The 18,196-nt window shown below is 66.3% G+C and carries 21 protein-coding genes; 7 read left to right on the plus strand and 14 right to left on the minus strand.

Annotated elements, in window-relative coordinates; translation table 11 throughout:
* Positions 1 to 59 precede the first annotated feature (59 nt).
* Complete coding sequence (locus AC07NK_RS04115) at positions 60 to 905, plus strand: amidohydrolase family protein (protein ID WP_495169285.1); 846 nt, start codon at positions 60 to 62, stop codon at positions 903 to 905.
* A 41-nt stretch (positions 906 to 946) separates the two neighbouring features.
* Entirely contained in the window at positions 947 to 1,756 is an 810-nt protein-coding gene (locus tag AC07NK_RS04120) for an endonuclease/exonuclease/phosphatase family protein (RefSeq protein WP_495169286.1), read from the plus strand.
* A gap of 111 nt (positions 1,757 to 1,867) precedes the next feature.
* Here the strand turns inward: AC07NK_RS04120 and AC07NK_RS04125 are convergent, their stop codons facing one another.
* Complete coding sequence (locus AC07NK_RS04125; protein WP_495169287.1) at positions 1,868 to 3,127, minus strand: aspartate kinase; 1,260 nt, start codon at positions 3,125 to 3,127, stop codon at positions 1,868 to 1,870.
* Between the two features lie 63 nt (positions 3,128 to 3,190).
* Between AC07NK_RS04125 and ubiG the strand changes: the two genes are divergently transcribed.
* On the plus strand, positions 3,191 to 3,928 hold the full coding sequence (gene ubiG / locus AC07NK_RS04130; RefSeq protein ID WP_495169288.1) for a bifunctional 2-polyprenyl-6-hydroxyphenol methylase/3-demethylubiquinol 3-O-methyltransferase UbiG: 738 nt from the start codon (positions 3,191 to 3,193) through the stop codon (positions 3,926 to 3,928).
* A 105-nt stretch (positions 3,929 to 4,033) separates the two neighbouring features.
* Here the strand turns inward: ubiG and AC07NK_RS04135 are convergent, their stop codons facing one another.
* The 4 genes from AC07NK_RS04135 to AC07NK_RS04150 form a co-directional block, all read right to left on the minus strand.
* Positions 4,034 to 4,210, minus strand: a complete 177-nt coding sequence (locus tag AC07NK_RS04135; RefSeq protein ID WP_495169289.1) for a hypothetical protein — start codon at positions 4,208 to 4,210, stop codon at positions 4,034 to 4,036.
* Positions 4,207 to 4,743 (minus strand): hypothetical protein, encoded by a 537-nt coding sequence (locus AC07NK_RS04140; protein ID WP_495169290.1) that lies wholly within the window; start codon positions 4,741 to 4,743, stop codon positions 4,207 to 4,209. The genes AC07NK_RS04135 and AC07NK_RS04140 overlap by 4 nt, the downstream gene beginning before the upstream one ends.
* Before the next feature lie 394 nt (positions 4,744 to 5,137).
* On the minus strand, positions 5,138 to 5,509 hold the full coding sequence (locus AC07NK_RS04145; protein WP_495169291.1) for a tRNA-binding protein: 372 nt from the start codon (positions 5,507 to 5,509) through the stop codon (positions 5,138 to 5,140).
* Positions 5,510 to 5,512: 3 nt separating this feature from the next.
* Entirely contained in the window at positions 5,513 to 5,863 is a 351-nt protein-coding gene (locus AC07NK_RS04150) for a GFA family protein (RefSeq protein WP_495169292.1), read from the minus strand.
* 75 nt (positions 5,864 to 5,938) lie between these two features.
* On the opposite strand from AC07NK_RS04150, the gene ung reads away from it, so the two are divergent.
* Positions 5,939 to 6,616 carry a uracil-DNA glycosylase gene (gene ung, locus AC07NK_RS04155; RefSeq protein WP_495169293.1) on the plus strand — a complete coding sequence of 226 codons (678 nt, stop codon included), beginning with the start codon at positions 5,939 to 5,941 and terminating at the stop codon, positions 6,614 to 6,616.
* A gap of 30 nt (positions 6,617 to 6,646) precedes the next feature.
* Here ung and AC07NK_RS04160 read toward each other — a convergent pair whose 3' ends face one another.
* The 7 genes from AC07NK_RS04160 to AC07NK_RS04190 all read right to left on the minus strand — a co-directional run bounded on the left by AC07NK_RS04160 (position 6,647) and on the right by AC07NK_RS04190 (position 13,478).
* Entirely contained in the window at positions 6,647 to 8,800 is a 2,154-nt protein-coding gene (locus tag AC07NK_RS04160) for a TonB-dependent receptor (protein WP_495169294.1), read from the minus strand.
* A 95-nt stretch (positions 8,801 to 8,895) separates the two neighbouring features.
* Positions 8,896 to 9,489, minus strand: coding sequence for a hypothetical protein (locus AC07NK_RS04165; protein ID WP_495169295.1), 594 nt, complete (start codon positions 9,487 to 9,489; stop codon positions 8,896 to 8,898).
* Complete coding sequence (gene folD, locus AC07NK_RS04170) at positions 9,486 to 10,361, minus strand: bifunctional methylenetetrahydrofolate dehydrogenase/methenyltetrahydrofolate cyclohydrolase FolD (protein WP_495169296.1); 876 nt, start codon at positions 10,359 to 10,361, stop codon at positions 9,486 to 9,488. Before folD ends, AC07NK_RS04165 begins: the two co-directional genes overlap by 4 nt.
* Positions 10,351 to 10,680 carry a DUF167 domain-containing protein gene (locus AC07NK_RS04175; protein WP_495169632.1) on the minus strand — a complete coding sequence of 110 codons (330 nt, stop codon included), beginning with the start codon at positions 10,678 to 10,680 and terminating at the stop codon, positions 10,351 to 10,353. The genes folD and AC07NK_RS04175 overlap by 11 nt, the downstream gene beginning before the upstream one ends.
* Entirely contained in the window at positions 10,659 to 10,973 is a 315-nt protein-coding gene (locus AC07NK_RS04180; protein WP_495169297.1) for a YggT family protein, read from the minus strand. The genes AC07NK_RS04175 and AC07NK_RS04180 overlap by 22 nt, the downstream gene beginning before the upstream one ends.
* Positions 10,974 to 11,050: 77 nt before the next feature.
* Positions 11,051 to 11,950 carry an acetylglutamate kinase gene (gene argB, locus AC07NK_RS04185; protein ID WP_495169298.1) on the minus strand — a complete coding sequence of 300 codons (900 nt, stop codon included), beginning with the start codon at positions 11,948 to 11,950 and terminating at the stop codon, positions 11,051 to 11,053.
* 883 nt (positions 11,951 to 12,833) lie between these two features.
* On the minus strand, positions 12,834 to 13,478 hold the full coding sequence (locus tag AC07NK_RS04190) for a queuosine precursor transporter (RefSeq protein WP_495169299.1): 645 nt from the start codon (positions 13,476 to 13,478) through the stop codon (positions 12,834 to 12,836).
* A gap of 115 nt (positions 13,479 to 13,593) precedes the next feature.
* Here AC07NK_RS04190 and AC07NK_RS04195 point away from each other — a divergent pair, with 115 nt between their 5' ends.
* Together AC07NK_RS04195 and AC07NK_RS04200 are read left to right on the plus strand one after the other, a co-directional pair.
* Positions 13,594 to 14,862: a NupC/NupG family nucleoside CNT transporter gene (locus AC07NK_RS04195; protein WP_495169300.1), complete on the plus strand. Its 1,269-nt coding sequence runs from the start codon at positions 13,594 to 13,596 to the stop codon at positions 14,860 to 14,862.
* A complete protein-coding gene (locus AC07NK_RS04200; protein WP_495169301.1) occupies positions 14,859 to 15,407 on the plus strand; it encodes an STM3941 family protein in 549 nt (182 codons plus the stop codon). The genes AC07NK_RS04195 and AC07NK_RS04200 overlap by 4 nt, the downstream gene beginning before the upstream one ends.
* Here the strand turns inward: AC07NK_RS04200 and AC07NK_RS04205 are convergent.
* Complete coding sequence (locus tag AC07NK_RS04205; RefSeq protein WP_495169302.1) at positions 15,374 to 16,243, minus strand: 3-hydroxybutyryl-CoA dehydrogenase; 870 nt, start codon at positions 16,241 to 16,243, stop codon at positions 15,374 to 15,376. The two genes, AC07NK_RS04200 and AC07NK_RS04205, sit on opposite strands and share 34 nt — an antisense overlap.
* A gap of 71 nt (positions 16,244 to 16,314) precedes the next feature.
* Here AC07NK_RS04205 and AC07NK_RS04210 point away from each other — a divergent pair, with 71 nt between their 5' ends.
* Positions 16,315 to 17,361 carry a DUF1176 domain-containing protein gene (locus AC07NK_RS04210; protein ID WP_495169303.1) on the plus strand — a complete coding sequence of 349 codons (1,047 nt, stop codon included), beginning with the start codon at positions 16,315 to 16,317 and terminating at the stop codon, positions 17,359 to 17,361.
* A gap of 3 nt (positions 17,362 to 17,364) precedes the next feature.
* On the opposite strand, the gene AC07NK_RS04215 is transcribed toward AC07NK_RS04210, so the two are convergent.
* Positions 17,365 to 18,195, minus strand: coding sequence for a glutaminyl-peptide cyclotransferase (locus AC07NK_RS04215; protein ID WP_495169304.1), 831 nt, complete (start codon positions 18,193 to 18,195; stop codon positions 17,365 to 17,367).
* Position 18,196 lies beyond the last annotated feature (1 nt).

Raw genomic sequence — 18,196 nt, forward strand, 5'->3', positions numbered from 1 at the left:
TGCGCGCCCCGTCCCGGCAAGTCTGGCCAGCGCCGCGCCCGCGCTTTAGGACGTCACGCATGAAACCAGCCGCGCTCGCCAGCCTCGTCCTGATCGCCCTCGCGCCCGCCGCCGCGGCGCAGGAGCCGCTGTTCGACAACCATGTCCACCTCTGGAAGGGCGAGGAATCGCTGCGCGCCTATCGCGCCCAGTCGACGGCCGCGGGATACGATCCGGTCGCCGCGGTGATGTGGTTCGGCGGCCCCAATCAGGCGCTCGCCGGCAAGCCCGAAGCGATCCGCGCCAGCAACGACGCGATCATCGCGCTCGCCAAAGCCAATCCCAGGCTGGTCCCCGTCGCCACCGTCCATCCCTATGACGGCGAGGCGGCGATCGCCGAGGTGCAGCGCGTCGGCGCGGTCGGGGTGAAGCTGCTCAAGATCCACCCGCACACGCAGAAGTTCGATGCCGCCGATCCGCGCGTGCTGGCGGTGGTCAAAGCGGCGGGCGCGGCGGGGATCGTGGTGCTGATGGACAATGCCGGCATCGTCAACGACGACAATGAGAAGCTGTTCAACCTCGCGCTGTCCGCGCCGAAGACCAGATTCATCTTCGCGCATATGGGTGCGATGGGCTTCCGCTTCTGGAATATGCTCAAGGCCGCGCGCACGGCGGAAGGGCTGTTCGGCGACAATATCTATTTCGACATTTCGGCCACCGTAACGCTGACCGCCGATTCCCCGATCGAGGACGAATTCGTGTGGACGATGCGCAATGTCGGCATCGATCATATCCTGCTCGGCTCGGACTATCCGCAATTCTCGCTTGCGCAGAATGTCGAGGCGCTCGGCAAGCTCGGCCTGACCGCCGGGGAACTGGCGAAGATCCGCTACGGCAACGCGCGCAAGCTGCTCGGCCTGCCCTGACGCGCGTTGCGGTCCGCCGGGCCGGCGCGTAGCAGGGCGGAATGACTCGCTTCACCCGCCGTACCCTGCTCGCCGCCGCCACCGCGTTTCCCGTTGCCGCCTGCGCCCCGCGCGCCACCCCGCCGCGCACGCCGCTGCGTGCCGTCACCTTCAACATCTGGCACGACGCGGGCAACTGGCCGCTGCGGCTCAAGCTGATCGTTGACGTGCTGCGCGCCGCCGATGCCGATGTCATCGCGCTGCAGGAAGTGCTGCAGGATTCGAAGAAGAACCTGCCCAACCAGGCCGAGACCATCGCCGCCGCGCTCGGCGGCTATACCGCGCATTTCATGTCGACCTCGCCCGAGGGCGCCGCCAATCGCTACGGCAACGCCATCCTGACGCGGCTCCCGGTGACTGCCACCGACACGATCAAGCTCGAGCCGCTCGACGACTATCGCACCGCGATCCGCGTCCGCGTCGATGCGCACGGCCGGCCGGTCGATGTGGTCAACACCCATCTCGCCTGGCAGCCCGATGCCGGTCCGGTCCGCGCACAGCAGATCCGCGGCCTGTTCGACTGGCTGCCGCAGGATGAGGTGCCGCTGGTGCTGATGGGCGACTTCAACGCCCCGCTCGACGAAGCCCCGCTCGCGCAGATCGCAGTCCGCGGTCTCGATCCGGCGCTCAAGCCCGGTGCGACCGACACCACGCTGGTCGTTTCACGCGGCCACCCGCCACGCGTGATCGACCATATCTTCGCCGATCCGCGCGTGTTCGACGTGACCGAGGCGCGCCGCATCGGCGATGCGGTGGAGGGCGAATATCCCTCCGATCATTTCGGCGTGGCGGCGACCCTCATCCCGCGCTGAAGGCGGGTGATTGCGGGTTCAAATGGATGATTTCTCTCCGTCACCCCGGCATAAGGCCGGGGTGACGGGGAAGAAGGTTGACCGCCTGCTTCCTGTCGATGCCGTTCCGACTTACGCCGCCTCGTCTTCCGGCGCGTCCAGCCCATAAGCGGTGTGCAGCACGCGGACGGCCAGCTCGGTCTCGTCCTCGTGGATCAGCACGCTGACCTTGATCTCGCTGGTGGTGATGGCGAGGATGTTGATGCGGCGCTCGCCCAGCGTCTCGAACATCGTCGCGGCGACACCGGCATGGCTGCGCATGCCCACACCGACGACACTGATCTTGGCGACCTTGGTGTCATGGACCAGCGCGTCGTAACCGATCGGCGCCTTCTGCTTCTCGAGCACGTCGAGCGCACGCGCCAGTTCCGCACGCGGCACGGTGAAGGTGACGTCGGTCGAGCCCGTCGCATGGGCGACGTTCTGGACGATCATGTCGACGTTGATCCCGGTCTCGGCCAGCGGGGTGAAGATATGGCCCACCGCGCCGGGACGGTCGGGGACGTTGGTGAGCGTCACCTTCGCCTCGTTCTTGTCGTGCGCGATGCCGGTGATCAGCTGGCGTTCCACGTCGTCAATCTCCTCTTCGCCAACGATCAGCGTGCCGCGATGGCCGTCGTCGTTGCGCGTATCCTCGAACGAGGAAAGCACGCGCACGCGCACGCCTTCCTTCATCGCCAGTCCGACCGAGCGGGTCTGGAGCACCTTCGCCCCGACGCTCGCCAGTTCCAGCATTTCCTCATAGGTGACCTTGGACAGCTTGCGCGCCCTCGGCACGATGCGCGGGTCGGTGGTGTAGACCCCGTCGACATCGGTATAGATATCGCAGCGGTCGGCCTTCATCGCCGCCGCCACCGCCACCGCGCTGGTATCCGATCCGCCACGACCGAGCGTGGTCACGCGATTATCCTCGGCCAGCCCCTGAAAGCCCGGCACCACCGCGACATTGCCGTCGGCCAGGCTGGCGTTGAACTCCGCCGTGTCGATCGTGCCGATGCGCGCGCTGGCATGCGCGCTGCTGGTGTGGATCGGCAGCTGCCAGCCGAGCCACGAGCGCGCGGGCACGCCCATCGCCTGAAGCGTGATCGCGAGCAAGCCGCTGGTCACCTGCTCGCCGGCCGAGACCACCACGTCATATTCGCGCAGATCGTAAAGCGGCGAGGCTTCCTTGCAGAATCCGACCAGCCGGTCGGTCTCGCCTGCCATTGCGGAAACGACGACCGCGACCTGATTTCCCGCTTCCCATTCGGCTTTCACACGGGCGGCGACGTTGCGAATCCGCTCGATGCCCGCCATCGACGTGCCACCGAACTTCATCACGATGCGTGCCATTTGATTGTCGTCCCCGATTGATCTCAGCTTGGGTAGCTGTCGGCGCGCTGATAGGAGGGGGGGATGGCGATGACAAGCAAAGCAACCATTGACCCGCGTGAAGCTGAGCATTTCGGGCGGCTCGCGGCGGACTGGTGGAACCCCCGCGGCTCCTCGGCGATGCTCCACCGCCTCAACCCGCCGCGGTTGCGCTACATCCGCGAGGCGGTGGACGCGCATTGGGGCGGCGATTCCGCCAGCTTCACCCCGCTCGCGGCCAAGACCGCGCTCGATGTCGGCTGCGGCGCGGGGCTGTTGTGCGAGCCGCTCGCCCGGCTCGGCGCGCAGGTCACCGGGGTCGATGCGGCACCCGAGAATATCGGGGCGGCGCGCGCGCATGCGGAGGCGTCGGGCCTCACAATCGACTATCGCGCGGGCGAGTTCGAGACGCAGGTCACGGGCCGAACCTTCGATCTCGTCACCTCGATGGAGGTGATTGAGCATGTCACCGACCCCGCTGCCTTCGTCGCGGGCCTCGCTGCTGCGCTCGCGCCTGGTGGCCTCATGATCCTCTCCACCCCCAACCGTACCCCGCTGTCGCGGCTCGCGATGATCACATTGGGCGAGGGGTTGGGGATGATCCCGCGCGGCACCCACGACCATGACAAGTTCATCACCCCGGACGAGCTGACCGAATTGCTCGCCGATGCCGGAATGGAAGTGACCGACCTGCGCGGCCTCAGCTTCTCGCCCGCCGCCGGCTTCCACCTCTCGGACGACACCAGCCTCAACTATCTGCTGACGGCGCGCCGCCCGGCCTAGCGGCTACGCGCGGTCCGCCAATGCGACCGTCATCTCCCACGACAACCGTCATCCCCGCGCAGGCGGGGATCCATTCCGGCTGCCATTGAGGATCGATCCGCTACGTCACGGCCAATGGATTCCCGCCTTCGCGGGAATGACGAAGGAAGAGGGTACGGATTCGGGGCCCGCGTGCCGTTCGGCATAGCGGTCGGGGATCCGCGGCGAGCGGTGGATGCGCCCGAACAGATGCGCCCGTTCCTCTTCGGTGAGCGGGTCGGTCAGCTTGCGCGGCGCGCTCATCGCCGTTCTCCGGCGAGCTTGAACAACGTCCCCGCCACCACCCACAGGCCGGTGAAGAAGAGCGTCAGCGCGATCACGCCGCGCGGCCAGCCTTGCCCCTCCGTGCCGAGTCTATCCGTCAGCACGATGACTCCGATGGCAAGCTGCGCGGCGGCGGCGATGAACAGCGTTCGCGCCATCCCCCGGGGCCGAAAGCGCGCGATGCACGCTCCGCCTGCCAGGATCGCGATCACCCACGCGAACATCAAACTGCCACCGACCGCCAGGTTGATCCAGATGAGCAGGAACAGGCCCAGCGTCGTCAGCGCCGCCGCCGCGCGGCCGATCATGGTCTGCGCGTGACCGGCAAGCAAATCGTACACGCCGAGGATTGCGGCGAGCAGTGCCCCCATCACCGCGAAGTCGTTCGCGCTCCAGTCGACCTCGCCGGTGAAGCGCATCGCGATCGCGGGGACGCACAGCAACGCTGCCGCTGCGCTCCACCGCCCGATCCGCCACCCATTGACCTGCTTCGTTCGTGTGATCGCCGTCATGTTCCGAACCTCATCGTGATGAGGCGCGCTTGTCCCGCACGCCGGTGGTGCGCGTCATGAGCGGCGGATGAGCAAGGCATGAGGAATGTGGTATTTTCCTACAGCCGGCGCCTTGTGATAGCTGGCATGTCCCATGCGGTATCGGGACACCCCTTCGCGCATTTCGATCCGTCCCCTGTCGCGCCACCGTCGCGCCGGTGACGCGTGGCCGGCGCATTCCTGTCACAGGGTGTCGCGTCGGCGTCGCGTCAGTGTCGCGTTGCTGGTGCGTGCATGGCGCGCGGGTGTCGCCTGCGTGTCGCGAAGCTGTCGCGTCGCGGTCGCTTCGCCGGCGCGAACCGGTCGCTTCGGCCTGAAAACCCCTGTTTCGTGTCGGCTTTGTAAGGCGCGCTTGTCAGTACAGTCGCCCGCCATCGGGCACCGCCACGCTCGGATGGAACAGCACCACCTTCCCTTCGGCATCGGGGAAGCCCAATGTCAGCACCTCGGACATCATCGGCCCGATCTGGCGCGGCGGGAAGTTGACTACCGCCGCAATCTGTCGTCCGGGCAGGTCTTCAAGGGCGTAATGCTCGGTGATCTGCGCCGAGGAGCGCTTGATCCCGATCGTGGGGCCAAAGTCGATCGTCAGCCTATAGGCGGGCTTGCGCGCCTCCGGAAACGGCTCGGCGGCAACGATCGTGCCGACGCGGATGTCGACGGCGAGGAACTGGTCGAACGCGATTTCCGCCGCGGCGGGCGCGGTGGCGTCGTGGCTCATATGCATGACTTAGCGACTGGCTCCGTCGAATTTGTGGATGGTGAGTGCGTCGACATCGATATCGTCGGCGCAGCGCAGGTTGATCGCCACCATCTCCTTGCCGTCCGGCCCGGTCCCGCCCCCGAACGGCGAACAGCCGCAGGTCGCGCAGAAATTGTGGCGGATATTGTGCTTGTTGAACTGATAGGTGCTCATCGCTGCCGGGTCGGTGTGCAGCGTGAACTGATCCGCCGCTGCGAAGTGGAGCAAAGATCCCTTGCGGCGGCAGATCGAGCAGTTGCACGATACCGCGCTGGAGGGCGCTTCGCCCTCGAGTGTGTAGCTGACGTTGCCGCAATGGCAGCTTCCGGTGACGGGCATCTCGGCTCTCCTTCGTCGATGCGTCGATTGACAGGCGCGCGTTGGTTCGCACAGTCGCGCCCGGAAGGAAACCTCATGGCCGTGAAGCTGCATCCCGACTGGCTCGAACCGCTGCAACGCGAGTTCGACGCGCCGTACATGGCCGCGCTCCGCCAGTTCCTGCTCGACGAGAAGGCGGCGGGGAAGCGCATCTTCCCCAAGGGGGCTGACTGGTTCCGCGCGCTCGACCTGACCCCGCCGCAGGATGTGCGCGTCGTCATCCTCGGTCAGGACCCCTATCATGGCGAGGGGCAGGCGCATGGCCTGTGCTTCTCGGTCCAGCCCGGCGTCCGCGTGCCGCCGAGCCTCGTCAACATCTACAAGGAACTGCGCAGCGACCTCGGCATCGAGCCGCCACGCCACGGCTTCCTCGAACATTGGGCGAAGCAGGGCGTGCTGCTGCTCAACAATTGCCTGACGGTCGAGATGGGGCAGGCCGCGTCGCACAAGGGCCGCGGCTGGGAGACATTCACCGACGCGGTGGTCGCGCATGTCAACGCGCTGCCCGATCCGGTGGTGTTCATGCTGTGGGGCAGCCACGCCCAGAAAAAGGCGCCGTCGGTCGATCCGCGGCATCTGGTGCTGAAGTCGGTCCACCCCTCGCCGCTGTCGGCGCATGGCGGCTTTTTCGGCTGCCGCCATTTCTCTCAGGCGAACGCATTTCTGGAGGCGAAGGGGCGCGGGGCGATCGATTGGGCGCTGCCCCCCTTGTAGGGAAGGGAGACAGCGCCCGCCGGGGGCAACCTAAAAGCTTACACGGGCCGCCACGCGGATGTCGCGGCCGGCAAGCGGCACGAAATCCTTGGTGAATGAGGCATGCCGCCGGGCCTCGACATCGAAGATATTGTTGGCGGACAGGATCAGCGCGGTCTCGCGCTTCTCGCCGAACGGGTGCCAGGTGAGCGACGCGTTGACGAGGGTGAAGGCCGGGGTCTCGGTCTCGAACGTGGCGATGCGCGCCTGTTTGGTGACGTGCTCGACCTCGACCCGGCCGCCGAACGGGCCGTGGCTGGCATCGATCCCGGCAAGGACGCGGAACGGCGGGATGCGCGGGACGGGGCTTCCGTCGCCGAGCGTGGCGCGGACATAGTCGGCGACGATGTTGCCGCCGAGCGTAAACTCGCCCTGCTGAATCAGCGTCGCAGAGACCTCACCCTCGACGCCGAGGTAGCGGGCATTGGCCTGCCGGTACTGGAACACTGGCAGTTCGTCGATCTCGAGGCCGGTCTCGGTCTCGTAGATATAGTCGGTGAACCAGTTGGCGTAGCCCGCCAGCTGGAACTTGACCTTGCCGAGCGTGCCGCGGGCATAGACTTCGCCGCCCCAGCTCTTCTCGGTGCGGAAATTGGGATTGCCGACCTCATAGGCCTGGGTCGCAACGTGCGGGCCGTTGGAGAACAGCTCCTCGGCCGACGGCGCGCGGACGGCGCGCGAGGCGTTGACGCCGACCTTCACGCGCGGGGCGACCTCATAGGACACGCCGATCGCGCCCGAAACGGCGTCGAAGTCCCGGTTCACCCGGCCCGTCGGCGCGTCCTCTTCGAGCCCCAGCCTGACCTTGTTCGAGCGCACCCCGGTCCGCTCGTAGCGCAGCGCACCCTCGAGTCCGAGCTTGCCGAGATTGACCTCCTGCAAGGTGAAGAAGCCGTACTGGTTGGTCGTGTTCTCCGGCACGAACGCCTCTGCACCGGTGGCCGAGAAGTCGCGGGTAAAGCCCTGGAAGCCCATCACGCCGCGCCAGCCGCCGCGATCCGCCTGAACCAGCTCGAGCCGCCCCTCGAACCCGGTCGAGGCGAAGACGGTGCCGACTTCGGTGCCTTCGAATTCGGTGTGTTCATAGTCCGAATAGCCCGCGCGGACGCGGATCTTGTCGAGGAAGGCGCCGTTGACGTTGACCTCCCCGCGCAGGTCCGCGCGCCACTGGTGCAGACCGATCGTCACTGGCCCCTCGCCATGGTCGTGTCCGGCGTCGTGATCGTCGTGCGCGCCCGGCGGACGCTCGGGTACGCCATAGTTGGTGTCGTAATAGCCGACCGAGAAGCCGAGGCTGCCACCGTCGTTGATCAGCGAAAGCCCGCCGCCGAGCGTGTAGGTGCGCGTGCCGCTGTTGGGCAGGCGCCCGCGCAGATTGGCGAGCGCTGTCGCTTCGGCCGCCTCATCGGCATGGCCGTCCTCGATCGCATGCTCGGCGCGATGGAGCTGCTCGGCACGCAGCGGCGCGCTCAGCACGTAGCCGCCGACGCGGACGTCGTCGGTCTTGCGGTAGCTGCCGTCGAGATGGAGGACGAACTGGTGGTCGAGCGCGATGTCCACCGCCGCGCCGCCGCTGCGCTCGTCTGCCGCCGAGCCATAGGTGCCGACCGCATCGACATGGAAGCCGTTCTCGGGAACGGCGCGCGGGATGCGGCGGTCGATCACATTGACCGCGCCGCCGATCGCCTGGCTGCCGAACAGCAGCACTGCGGGGCCGCGCAGCACCTCGATCCGCTCGGCGGTGAGCGGATCGATTGACACGGCGTGGTCGGTCGAGGTGTTGGAGACGTCGAGCGTGCCGAGCCCGTCCGAGAGCACGCGCACGCGCTCGCCCTGAAAGCCGCGCAGAACTGGTCGCGACGCACCGGGGCTGAACGAGGTGGCGGAGACGCCCGGAACCTTGGTCAGCGTGTCGCCGATCTGCCCGCGAATGTCGCGCACCAGCGCGTCGCCCGTCACCACCGACGCGCCTGCGAGCAGGTCGAGATCGGCGACATAGGGCGCGGTGATCACGATCTCGTCGTCCGAGTCGCCATGCACCGCGCTGCGGCCGGTCGCGTCGCGTTCGGCGTGGGTTGCGGTCTGGGCAAGGGCGGGGAGGGTGAGGAGACTCGTGGCGAGGAGGGCAACGACGCTACGCTTCATGGGTACACGGTCCTGCGACTGGAAACGTGCCCCTTTATTCGCAATGTTACATCATCACAAGTAGGGATTGTCCGAAAGCGCGGGGACCGGCGCGACTATTGCGGTGCGGCGACGCGATCGGTGACGACGTCCTCGAATCGCTTTCCGGTCCAGATCGACGCAGTGAAGCTGCGGCTGCCGTTCGCGGCCATCGCCCAATGCCAGCGCAGCGACCCGTCTGGCGACGTGCCGGAGCCGCTGTCGGGGCCAACTGCCGCGAGGATCGGCGAGGAGCGCGCGCCGCACGCTGCGCGGCGTATCCTGGGTCGTTCGGGGAGCGCGCGGGGTGTCTTCAGCGCGTCGCCCCCATCATAGACCCATTTCCATCCGTTACCGGCTTGCCGGATCCAGATGGTCGTGAAGAACCCTGACCCGCGCGGCGCGACCCAAGGGCCGGTATTCACCGCCACCGCGCCGTCGCACGAGACATAGCTTTCCGCCGGCCACCATTGCACTGCGGCCGGCGGGTCCTTGCGGTCCTTGAGGAAGGCCTGCGCATTGGTCGGCTTGGGCACGAACATCACCGCGTCGTCCGTGGCGTAGCGGCGGAAGGCGGTCCATTGCCCTTCCGTCTGCGCAACCCGGTTGAAGTCCCGCTCCGCCTCGACCGCCGTCCCTGCCTGAGCGAGCAGCAGGGCGGCGAGGATCACAGCGCTGCTGTGTCCAGCGCCAGCCCTTCGCGGCGATGCGCGGCGACCAGCGTGTTGCGGAGCAGACAGGCGATGGTCATCGGCCCGACGCCGCCCGGAACGGGGGTGATCGCGCCTGCGACCGATGCTGCGCTCTCGAACTCGACATCGCCGGTGAGGCCATTGTCGGTACGGTTGATGCCGACATCGATCACGGTCGCGCCGGGCTTAAGCCACTCGCCCTTGACGAAGCCGGCCCGACCCACCGCCGCGACGACGATGTCGGCGCGTGACACATGCCCCGGAAGGTCCCTGGTCCGCGAGTGTGCCAGCGTCACCGTCGCGCTCGCCGCGGTCAGCAGCGCCGCCATCGGCTTGCCGACGATGTTGGAGCGGCCGATCACCACCGCGTCCAGCCCACTGAGGTCGCCGAGCTGATCCTTGAGCAGCATCAGGCAGCCGAATGGCGTGCACGGGACGAATCCGTCGAGCCCGGTCGCGAGGCGGCCGGCATTGACCGGGTGGAAGCCGTCGACGTCCTTGTCGGGGCTGATCCGCAGCAGCACGTCCTGCTCGTCGAGATGGCGGGGCAAGGGTAGCTGGACGAGGATGCCATCGACCGCGGGATCGGCGTTGAGCGAATCAACCAGCGCGATCAGCGTGTTCTGGTCGGTATCGGCGGGCAGGCGGTGCTCGAAGCTCTCCATATTGGCGGCGACTGTCGCCTTGCCCTTGCTGCGGACATAGACTGCGGAGGCAGGATCCTCGCCGACCAGCACCACGGCGAGTCCCGCCTTGCGGCCCGCCTGCGCCTCGAACGCCGCCGCCGCGTCGCCCACGCGCGCGCGCAGGCCAGCCGCAAATGCCTTACCGTCGATGATCTCAGCCGTCATGGCTCGCCCCATAGAACTCTGCGGCGATTCCCGCCAGCACCGAAGCGTCGCCGGTGACGGTCAGCCGCTTGATCCGGGAGGTTTCGCCCGCAATCAGCGTTACATCGCGCTTCGCCACGCCGAATGTCTTTGCGACCAGAACCGTCAGCGCCGCGTTGGCTGCGCCCTCGACCGGCGGTGCGGCAAGGCGAGCGGCGAAATGCTCGGGCGTCCCGGCGAGAAACACCGACTTCGACGCGCGCGGCGTCACCCGCACTGTGATGCGGATGCCGTCCGCGCCCTGCTGCCAGGGCCGGGTCAGGCGCCGCCGCGGACCAATGCCCCGGCGACGTTAGGCAGGACCGCATCCTGAAGGATCCAGATCAGGATCAGAACCACGAACGGCGCGAAGTCCATCGGCCCGGTATCGGGCAGGATGCGGCGGATCGGGCGATAGACCGGCTCGGTCAGCGTGTTGAGGCCGCGCCACAGCGAGCTGACGAAGTCGTTATAGGTGTTGATCACGTTGAACGCGATCAGCGTCGAGAGGATCGCCTGCACGACGATGATCCACCAGCCCACGGTCAGCAGGATCTGGGCGATGGAGTAGGTGGTCGCGACTAGGGTATCCAACAGGAGCCTCCGGGGTTTTCAACGCTTCTACCGGAAAGCCGCGTGAAGCGGCAACCGTGTTATCTATATAATACGGCTCAGCGATGCACCAAGGTGCCGGCGCCCTGCGGCGTGAAGATCTCGAGCAGCATCGAATGCGGCACGCGCCCGTCGAGGATGACCGCGGCGTCCACTCCGGCATCGACCGCGGCGACGCAGGTCTCGACCTTGGGGATCATCCCGCCGCTGATCGTGCCGTCGCCCTTGAGCGCAGCGATGCGGCCGGGGTCGAGGTCGGTGAGCAGCTGCTTGTCCTTGGTCAGCACGCCGGGCACGTCGGTGAGCAGGAAGAGGCGCGACGCGCCCAGCGCGCCCGCGATCGCGCCCGCCATCGTATCGGCGTTGATGTTATAGGTGTGCCCGTCGGCGCCCAGCGCGATCGGCGCGATCACCGGGATGAAGCCCTGCGCCGACAGCGTCGTCAGCACGCCGGCATCGACCGCCACGGGCTCGCCGACGAAGCCGAGATCGACATGGCGTTCGATCCCTTGCAGCGGATCGGCTTCGTTACGCGTCACTTTGCGCGCGGTGACCAGCCCTGAATCCTTGCCCGAAATGCCGATCGCCTTGCCGCCAGCAGCGCCGATCCAGCTGACGATTTCCTTGTTGATCGATCCGGCCAGGACCATCTCGGCGATCCGTGCGGTCTCGGCATCGGTGACGCGTAGCCCGCCGACGAACTCCGATTCGACGCCGAGGCGCTTGAGCATCTGGCCGATCTGCGGCCCGCCGCCATGGACGACGACCGGGTTGATCCCGACCGCCTTGAGCAACACGACATCCTCGGCGAAATCGCGCGCCAGCTCGGGATCGCCCATCGCGTGGCCGCCATATTTCACGACAAAGGTCTTGCCCGCGTAGCGCTGCATATACGGCAGCGCGTCGGTCAGCGTCTCCGCCTTGGCGAGCATCTGAGGGTCGGGGGCATGATCGGTCATGGCGCGCCCTTAGCGTGAGTTGCCGCGATACGAAAGCGGTGGAGGGGCGACGGCATTCGCAAGCTGCTGTCGGTGCCGCCGCAAAGTTGACGAAGTTACGCGGAACGCGATTCATTCTGTCAATCTGGTCGCCTTTGTCGGGTGGGTGTCAGGCAGGGGTAACCGAGCGGATCGACGACATCAAAGAGCAGTGCCTGGCACCGGATGATGCAAGCAAATGTATTCCAACATTGCAAGCGGGGTTGGGATAGGGCGGGAGACGGTGGTTGCCAGCTATATGCTCGGTCAGCGCGAAGTCCTGCACTGCTTGCTAATGATAGCATGTCGGTTCTCTAACCCGATAATTTGATCATACAGGTACATGTGATGACTGTCTGATTTGAGGGAGTGTCGAGGGCTGTTTCGTGCAAGCCTGCTTGCTTGTGACCACAAGATAGATTTTCGCTCATCCAGTAAGCGAAGGGCGAGGCGGCAATCCTTGGCGTCCCGCGCTTGAATCAACTTCCGATTGAACTGCCCCTCGGAACGCAGTTGTCCAACGGTTTGGGCACGTACGCCTGCTGGGCTGAGTGCCAGAAGAAATGAGCAAGCGAAAGTAATCCTCTTCCTCACCCATGCTTTCCTTCAAGCCAAAGCTTCCGCAGTTCAGTCGTTGCCCCGTGCGTCTGGCCGATTCCAAATTGGCAGCCTTTCCGACGACCGGCAACTCGGTCGTCAGCGCTCACCCTTCTCCTCCGTCATCCCGGCCTTGTGCCGGGATCCACGGTCCGCCTGGGCGATGCGATAGAACCTCTTGCTTCCTGCTCGCCTCCCGGTGGATCCCGGCACAAGGCCGGGATGACGGGCTATTTGCGATAGTGCGGGTTGGCGATTGGCCGCGCCTTCAGGCGTTGCGGTCCAGCCTGCGTCCCAGGCCGACAAAGGCGTAGATCAGGATCGGCACCGCGATCGCCGACAGCACCACCTTGGCGATCAGCTGCCCCATCAGCAGCTCGCCGATCGGGAACACGCCGTAAAAGGCGATGCCGATGAAGATCATCGTGTCGACGATCTGGCTGAGCACGCCCGCCACCGCGGCGCGCAGCCACAGCAATTTGCCCTCGTCGCGCTTGAGCCACGAGAAGATGGTGACGTTGAGTGTCTGCGAGATGCCATAGGCGAAGATTCCGCCGATCCAGATGCGCCAGGTGGCGAAGAGGATGCCCTGGATCGCCTTCAGGTCGTCAGGACGGTGCTGGATCATCTCCTGCGATGCCGGGAGCGACCAGACGAGCAACGAGAGCAGCAGCGAGGCGATCAGCGGGATGAAGCCGATCTGGACCAGCCGGTTGGCAACGCTGCGCCCGTGCAGTTCGGCGACCGCGCTCGACACCGCGACCAGCAGCAGGAAGGCGAAGATGCCGGCTTCCACCCCAAGCGGCCCCATCGCCACCTGCTTGTTGCCCAGCACGCCCGCGATGCAGACCATGCCGCCGTAGAAGATCGAGAAGAAGAAGAGCGAGCGCGTCAGCGGAGCCGGTGTGGTCATGGGCGTTGCTAGCGCGGTTTCAAGCGATACGGAAGCACCTAGCGATGCAGGATTCACCCGCTATGCTGCAGCCCCATATGCCGCGCACCAGACGCGGCGCTTGGGGGCCTTCCACTTGAACAATCTTCCGATCGGTATTCTGGGCATCGTCGCGATTCTCGCGATCGCCTTTGCGCTTTCGTCGAACCGCCGCGCCATCCGGCTGCGCGTCGTCGGAGCGGCGTTCGCGTTGCAGACCGGCATCGCCGTCCTCGTTCTCTATGTGCCCGCAGGCCGAGCCGTGATCGAGGGCATGTCGCGCGGTGTGTCGGCACTGCTCAGCTATGCCCAGGCTGGGACCGACTTCATCTTCGGCCCGCTCGCCAAGCCCGAAATGGGCGGGCACAGCTTTGCGATCGCGGCGCTGCCGGTGATCATCTTCTTCGCCAGCCTTGTCTCGATCCTCTATTATCTGCGCATCATGCCGCTGGTGATCCGCTGGATCGGCGGCGCGATCGAGAAGGTGACCGGGGTCAGCAAGGTCGAATCGCTATGCTCGGCGGCGAATATCTTCGTCGGCCAGAGCGAATCGCCGCTGGTGATCCGCCCCTATCTGGCGAGCCTCACCCCTGCACAGATGTTCGCGGTGATGAGCGTCGGAATGGCCGGGGTCGCGGGCACGATCCTCGCCGCCTATGCCGCGATGGGAATCGACATTCAGTATCTGCTCGCGGCATCCTTCATGGCGGCGCCCGGCGGTCTGCTGATGGCCAAGATCATGATGCCTGACGAGCCGGTCAAACAGGCCGAACTCCCGCTTGACGGCGAAGCGCCCGCCGATCCTGAGGATGCCGCGATCCGCGCGGTCGAGAAGGATCTGGACGAGGAGCGTCCCGCCAACATCATCATGGCCGCGGCGATGGGCGCGCAGATCGGCGTCAAGATCGCGGTCGCGGTCGGCGCGATGGTGCTCGCCTTCGTCGCGCTGGTCGCACTCGCCAACGGCCTGCTCGGCGTGGTCGGCGGGTGGTTCGGCTATGGCGACCTCACCTTCCAGGGCGCGATCGGTACCGTCTTCGCGCCGGTGATGTTCCTGATCGGCATCCCCTGGGCCGAGAGCGGCGCGGCGGGCAGCCTGTTCGGCACCAAGATGGTGCTCAACGAATTCGTCGCCTTCCTGAACCTCGGCTCGACTCAGGGGCTGAGCCCGCGCAGCGTCGCGATCATTACCTTTGCGCTGTGCGGTTTCGCCAATTTCAGCTCGATCGCGATCCAGATGGCGGCGGCGGGGAGTCTTGCGCCCAATCAGCGGCCGGTGATCGCCAAGCTCGGCATCAAGGCGCTGATCGCGGGCAGCCTGGCCAACCTGATGTCTGCGGCATTGGCGGGTCTGCTGCTGCCGTGAACGAGCGGCTCGTCGCTCATGTATCGAAGGTCAGGATTTTCGGCCTGATCCTGGGCATGATTGCGATTGTGGTGGTGGGGTTTTGGGTCATCGCCAATGCCGAGGAGTTAGCGCATCGGAAGGGGCTCGACAGCCCCGCGCTGTCCTTTCTGATGGGCGGCGGCGCTATTCTGGTGTTCGGTGCATTCACCGTTGTGGGTGTGCGACAGCTATTCCGGGCCGGACCTGTGATCGAAGTGGATTCGCGGGGAATTCTCTGGCGGCGCTGGTCGGATCAGGTGATCCCGTGGAGCGCGATCGTCCGGGTCGAGCAGCAGGCGATCCAGTACAATAAATTTCTTTGCCTGTGGCTCGATGCGCCGGAGCGCTATCGGGGGCGGTCGACGCTCGGCAAGCTGGCGAGCCTGAGCAAATTCTTGGGAGCCGGCGACATCACGCTCAACATGGCGGGCACCGACCAGAGCTTCGACCGGCTGGTCGAAGTGGTCGATGCCCATATGCGTGCCCGCGATCAGCGCGTCGGGACCGGCTCCGTGCCCGAATAGTCGTAGAAGCCGCGCCCGGTTTTGCGGCCGTACCAGCCGGCTTCGACATATTTGACGAGCAGCGGGGCAGGGCGGAACTTGGGATCGCCGGTGCCCTCGAACAGCACCCGCGTGATCTCGAGGCAGGTATCGAGGCCGATGAAGTCGGCGAGCGTGAATGGTCCCATCGGGTGGTTGAGGCCGAGCTGGATCGCGGCGTCGATATCGGGGATCGTCGCCACGCCCTCGCCCAGCGCGAAGCACGCTTCGTTGAGGAACGGCATCAGCACGCGATTGACGATGAAGCCGGGCGCGTCGTTGGCGTGGACGATGCGCTTGTTGAGCGTCTTGCCGTACGCTTCGACCGCGGCCACCGTCGCATCCGAGGTGGCGAGGCCGCGGATCAGCTCGATCAGGCCCATCACCGGCACCGGGTTGAAGAAGTGAACGCCCATGAAGCGCGCGGGATCGGGCGATGCCTGCGCCAGTCGCGTGATCGGGATCGACGAGGTGTTACTGGCGAGGATCGCGGTGTCGGACAGCACCTTGCCGACATTGGCGAAGATCGTGCGCTTGATTTCCTCGCGCTCGGTCGCTGCTTCGATGACGAGATCGCACGGCGCGAACGCATCGGTCCCGCCGACGCATTCGATGTTCGCCAGCGCGGCTTCGGCGGCTTGCGCGGTGATCTTTTCCTTCTCGACCGCCCGCGCGAGCTGCTTGGCGATTCCCGCCTTGCCCTTCTCGGCACGCGCGACGTCCATGTCGGACAGCAGCACGCGATAGCCTGCCTGTGCCGAAACCTGGGCGATGCCCGCCCCCATCTGCCCCGCGCCGATCACGCCAACCGTCTTCATGCAAGTCCTCCGGAATCTGATATGCTGGCGTCCTACCGACTCGTTCGCGAAACGGCTAGAAGGGGGAATCCATGCTGACGATCGCGTTGCTCGCTCTGGCGCAGGCCGCCGCCCCGCAACCCGCCCAGAAACAGGGGCCGATCAAGAGTTTCGGCGCATGGGTCGTCGCGTGCGACAATGCCAGGCGCTGCGAGATGACCTCGATCTGGCCCGATGACAACCAGCCCGAGGAAGGTTCGCCCTACGACCAGATCTCGGTCTCGATCGAGCGCGCGGCGGGGCCGGCGGGCGGCTGGTCGGTCGAGATCCAGCTGCCGGGCAAATCGGGCAGCGATCCGGTGCAGGTCAGCACCGCCGAGGGATTGAGCATCCGGGCGGTGCCAAAGAACGATCTGCTTCGCTTCACCGGGGCGCAGGCCGCGCAGATCGTCGCGGCGATGGTCAACGGCAGCGACCTGCGCGTGGGTTCGGAAGTCGATGTCACTGGCATGGCTTCGCTCAAGGGATCGTCGGCGGCGCTGCGCTTCATCGACGCCGAACAGGGCCGCACAGGTACCGTGACCGCGGCGGTGGCCAGGGGCGCGAAGCCCGCCAGCGCCGTTCCGCTACCGCCAGCGCTCCCGAAGATCGGTTTCGTCCGCCCGGCGGGTGCCGCCGCGGCCTTCACCCCCGCGATGCGCAAGGCGCTCGACAAATCGAGCGAGTGCGGCGCGGTCTATGAGGGCGGTACGGGCGAGTTGCCCGCGGTCGAGATCCACGCGCTTGGCGGCGGCAAGACACTGGCGCTGCTTCCCTGCGGGAGTGGCGCGTATAATTTCTCGACCGAGCCTTATCTCCTCGCTCCGGGTGCGCAGCCGGTGCTCGCGAAGTTCGATTCGCCGCCGGGCATCAGCGAGGCGCAGGACGGTCGTCCGACGCTGGTCAATGCCAGCTTCGACGCGAAGACCGGGCGGCTCGAAAGCTACAACAAGGCGCGCGGGATCGGCGACTGCGGCAGCGCGGAGGCCTATGTCTGGGACGGGTCGATGTTCCGGCTGGTCGAGTCGCGATCGATGCCCGAATGCCGCGGGTCGGTGAACTGGCTCACCACCTGGCGCGCCGAGCCGGTGGCGAAATAGCGGTCAGCTGCCGCCCGGCAGCGCGATCTCGAACAATTTGGGCCACAGCTTGCCGGTGACGTAGAGCTTTCCGGCTTTGGCATCCCAGGCGATGCCGTTGAGCACGGCTTCGCTGTCGCGGACCCCGACCGAGGCGGTCACTTCACGCAGGTCGATCGCGCCCTTGATCACCCCGCTCGCCGGATCGATCCGCACGATCACATTCTGATGCCAGATATTGGCGAGCACCTCACCGCGCACATATTCGAGCTCGTTGAGCTGGCGCACCGGGCGGCCGCGCCAGGTGACGCGGATCCGCCGCTGTTCGGCAAAGGTCCTGGGATCGAGGAAGCGCAACTCGCTGGTGCCGTCGGAGAGGATCAGACTCTTGCCGTCCTGCGTCAGCCCCCAGCCTTCGCCGGCATAGCTGAATTCGCCGAGCTTGCGGAGGGTGTCGCGATCCCAGCGAAATCCCTTGCCGTGCTTCCAGGTGAGGCTGACGATTGTCTTGCCCCAGCCGGTGCTGCCCTCGCCGAAATATTCGGCAGGCAACGGCGCCTCGCGCTTCGCCTTGCCGGTGGCGAGATCGACTTCCCGCACCACCGATTCGCCCTGTTGACCGGTGCTCTCGAACAGCCGGCCGTCGCTGAAGAACAACCCCTGAGTGAACGCCTTGGCGTCGTGCGGATAGGTCGCGATCACCCTCGCCATCTCGATCGGCGGCGCCGGTGTTTCACTCGCCTGCGATGGCGCGGAGGACGCAATCGGCGCAGAAACAAACAGGGCCGCCCCGGCCAGCATGGCCAGGGCGACCCCGATTGTCGCTTCGCGTCCGGCCGCGATCAGCCGGACCATC

The sequence above is a fragment of the Sphingomonas sp. GW821-FHT09B04 genome (assembly GCF_059418285.1).